We start from the raw sequence: 3,476 nt of genomic DNA on the forward strand, positions 1-3,476 counted from the left end.
GCAAATATGAGCGCTTTATAGCTGTTTTAAGTCTTTTACACGAATAAAAAAATGGATTTAACAGGATTTTGTTCTTTCCTCTTAACGAGTAAGTAAGAAGTGATCACGTCCATTTGTGTGACTTCGCCAGAATAGTAAAAAAACTGCTCAGTTAATATGAGCAGTTTTTTTGCATGGAGATAGCGTGATAATAAAAAAACTTTCAGACAGAATTAAGAAATTTGTATCTTGGAAAACAAGGATAGTTTGAAAGTTGATTTGTAGTAGCACCTTTTATTATAGAAGAAAATCGTTAGGATTCTTTCATGTCTACTATTTGAGTGATTTTATTATGGATAGTTACTATATCTAAAGCGGTCACTTGGGCATCTATGAGCAAGGTATCAATGGAATTATCCGTCTCTGATAGATAATTGGTGCTTATGCAGAAGTCTGCATCTTGGTAAGAGAGCTTGCTACTTATTTCTAAGTTATAAAAATTTTTGAATACATCATTAATTCGGTTGGCTATAAATAATTCCAAAACTTTAGGAAGGTCCGTTTCGACCTTAATTCTAATTTTGTGAGCAAAATTAGACGGAGATTCAATGAGCATAACCGCTATAGTGAATTGAAGGGCTAATCCTTCCAGTCTATCTGGATCGTTTGTATAAATTTTAGACTGAGTGACCACTTTAATCGCCCGATCTAGTAATTTAGGTACTTTTTTCTTAATATATGCTTCTATCTCGTACCCAGTGACTGTAAAACTAGTATTACCGAACAATTCTACCGACAAATGGCCTGCCAACAAAGTGCTTAAAAGTAGCTGTTTCTTGTCAGCTGGAATAGCCTCCTTATCGTACCGAGAGTCTTTCTCTGCCAGTATTTCGTCAAGATAGTGTAAATACTGTAGTAAGTGATTGTGATCTCCATTGTGTATGTTTAAATAGTCCACAATTTCATTATTTAAGAAGTAGAAATTAGAGTTTGAATAGAACCAAAGAAGCAAAAATTCAATTTCTGGTGCCTCTAGATGATAGTTTAAACGCAGTTCCTCTACTATGGAGGCATTCAAAGTGCTCTCCATACCTGAAATAATGGAAAGGAGACCGTGATCAAAGGAGGAGGAATGGTTAATCGCATTAATTTTTCTTTGAGTTATTGAACAACCATTTCTCACACGTAAAATGTTTACTGCGAAGATATAGCTAGTGAGTTTTAAGCCAATATCATTATAGGAAATCCTGTTTTTAGAAAAAATATTAGCAGCAATTGTTTCACATTGTTCTTGTGAAATAGTAGGGAATGGCCAATAAGAGCCATGATAGGTTTTCCAAAAAAAAGCGACTGAAAAGAAACGAATTTTAGCCTCGTCTCCATGTAGTTGAACACTGTCACCCTTCTTTTTTATAGATAATCCAACATTTTGCAAGAGAAGATTCAGATCGTAAAATCTCTTTTGAACAATTGATTCAGAAATAAAATTCTCATACGCAAAGGTAGAAATGGTCACTTTGTTTGTCCATAACAATGATTCTAAAAATTTGTAAAAGGGGTTCGCTTGAATAATTTGTTGGTACATTATTTTGAAGTCTTTCTTCGTACCTGTAAATTTATACCCCTGTCCACGACTATAGATCAGTAAGTCGTTTGATGCCTTATTTTCTACAGAAGGATACTTCTGCAACAAATTAAAGTATTTATAAATGGAACGCCGATCCATACCTAAAAGAACAGATAGTTCCTCGACTTTCATAAATTGACGATTCTTATAAATGAGTTGAAGTAGCTGGATTTCTTTCGCCGCTTCACTGCCCCAAAACATGTCTAAGTTAATCATGGTACGCCTCCAATAAAAAAACAACCCTTATTTAACTTGGACATATAATATCATAATTAATAGAAAATTGAACTTTTAAAGCTTGCTAGGATTAGAATACTACTCTTGAATGATTAGGGGAATAATCCAAGGAGTGAAACGATTCCAGAATCGATTTTGTTCGTTCAGGTGATACTCTGGTTGTTTGGTGATTGGACCGACTAGGAAGAAATAGGTAAGATATCATTTCAATCGTCAAATCGATTGAATGAACGTGGAGTCAGCTTCCATAGTTTGCAAGAAAATATTACGAGGATAAATCTAGGACTACCGGTAAATTGATGCTTCATTTGTTTGCGGCATTTGCAGAATTTGAGCGCAACTTGATTTTAGAACGTTCTGTAGTTGGTCGTGCAGCAACGAGAGCAAGAGGTCCTTTTGGAGATCGGCCAGAAAAATTAACTTCTAGCGATTTGGATTTGCTGAAGACATTAGTTGATAGTGGTACACCGATAAAAACTATTGCAGGACGCTGGGGTGTTTCTCGTACGACAATATATCGGTACCTAAAAAATTAGAACTAAACGAATGATACATGTATTGAATCATGTGTTGTCATGTATCTAGATAATATAGATAAAATCCGAACGGAATGCTAAAATGAATAGTCGCCTATCCTACAGTCTTGCGGCTGAGAGGAGGTGTTCACATGTTCTTAGCATTTTTCTGCCCCCTTCTTGTCGGCTTATTGGTAGCCACGTTTGATTATTGGCTAAATAATCATAACAAGAAGTAAAACCAAGCAAAGGCGACATTAGCCAAAAAAGAACCCCTAGAGTATCCTACTACTCTAGGGGTTCAATGTTCACATGTTCTTTTTCTGCACATTCATGATAACATAATTCTTAATAGGACTCAAATTAACGAAGATCGCCTTCTGATATGTTAATGAATTCAGCTCTTTGCTATTTTTAGAAACTTTTTACCATTGTCTTTAATTTGAAGCAATTTTACCTAAATACAAGAAAGCAGCATAATCAGATTGAGGCACCTTCGTGAAACCACTTATCCTTTACGAATCTGAAGAAAGTTTGTTTTTCTTTTGCTCGTTGTCACTTTTGAACTTAATAATGTATGTTGTACTTCTGCTATATTTTCTCTATTTTAAAATTTCGAATAGAGAATGGCAATAATAAATAGTATTTGGTTACTCTTTGTATGAGGAAATCTTTTTGAGGTTCTCATTTTTTTTGAAGCCATTACAAAAAAAGTGCACGTTTAAAATGCATTTTTAGGCAACTCTTCGAATCACATACATGGACTGTAAAAGAGCTAGTAAAATTAATGCAAAGTAATCCAACATTAATTAAAAAGTCTGTTGTAATTAGGGGGGAGAAATTAATTGTCGGATACGAAAAAAGCCAGATTCGCACTTTAATTCTAAAAGAGGGTCGTTTGTAATAAAGAAGGAAGTTCTTTTTCCCAAAAATTTTTGCAAAATAAAAAAGACTCTCGATTCCTGTTTAATCAAGGGTCTAAACATAACTAATAAAATAGACTGTTGTTTCCGCAACAGTCTACGTGTAAACAATTAAATATCTAAAAGATTACCTATACTTCGTAGGGGTATTATATAAAACTAAAATAAGGTGAGCAATTATTCTGCTTAGTTCGT

The 3,476-nt window shown here is 34.3% G+C and carries 3 protein-coding genes and 1 pseudogene; 3 read left to right on the forward strand and 1 reads right to left on the reverse strand.

Annotated elements, in window-relative coordinates; genetic code table 11:
• Positions 1-292 precede the first annotated feature (292 nt).
• Positions 293-1,822, reverse strand: coding sequence for an AcpB/EbpR/MafR family transcriptional regulator (locus tag FFR60_RS22755; protein WP_137665950.1), 1,530 nt, complete (start codon positions 1,820-1,822; stop codon positions 293-295).
• A gap of 149 nt (positions 1,823-1,971) precedes the next feature.
• Here FFR60_RS22755 and FFR60_RS22760 point away from each other — a divergent pair.
• The 3 genes and pseudogenes from FFR60_RS22760 (at position 1,972) to FFR60_RS23220 (ending at position 3,262) form a co-directional block, all read left to right on the forward strand.
• A pseudogene (locus FFR60_RS22760) lies at positions 1,972-2,379 on the forward strand (recombinase family protein).
• A gap of 131 nt (positions 2,380-2,510) precedes the next feature.
• Positions 2,511-2,597, forward strand: a complete 87-nt coding sequence (locus FFR60_RS23215; protein WP_371854010.1) for a type I toxin-antitoxin system Fst family toxin — start codon at positions 2,511-2,513, stop codon at positions 2,595-2,597.
• 491 nt (positions 2,598-3,088) lie between these two features.
• Positions 3,089-3,262, forward strand: coding sequence for an arsenate reductase family protein (locus FFR60_RS23220; RefSeq protein ID WP_371854013.1), 174 nt, complete (start codon positions 3,089-3,091; stop codon positions 3,260-3,262).
• Positions 3,263-3,476 lie beyond the last annotated feature (214 nt).

It is taken from the genome of Enterococcus hulanensis, from assembly GCF_005405485.1.
Lineage (GTDB): Bacteria > Bacillota > Bacilli > Lactobacillales > Enterococcaceae > Enterococcus_A > Enterococcus_A hulanensis.